The organism is Bartonella sp. MR168JLCBS (genome assembly GCF_042194175.1).
On the sequence record NZ_JBHIMP010000470.1, the window covers coordinates 332 to 639 of the forward strand.

The window sequence follows — 308 nt, forward strand, 5'->3', positions numbered from 1 at the left end:
CCACTTTATTTTTATCACCGATCCACGGGCCTCCACCGTTTTGATTTGTCCAGGGCATCATCACCTCTTCAACTGACTACCCTCACTCAAATACCAAATTATACGCTTGATCTTATAGGGTGCTTCTTATCTCATTACAATGCAACTGACAGACTCTTTCCACTGAATTACAAATGATTCTTATTTCGCTCATAAACAACAAAACGTGTCCTATGGCTGTCTTTATCCCCTTCTGGAATATATTGTGTTTGCACAATAGTCCACATCTCTCTATCAAAAACAGGAAAAAAGCTGTCACCTTCAATTGA

At 39.3% G+C, this 308-nt stretch carries 1 protein-coding gene; it reads right to left on the reverse strand.

The annotated features are described in order from the left end of the window. Positions 1–167: 167 nt before the first annotated feature. Positions 168–308, reverse strand: a 141-nt coding sequence (locus ACFIK8_RS12065) for a dihydrofolate reductase (RefSeq protein WP_375669567.1), incomplete at its 5' end; no start/stop codon positions are given.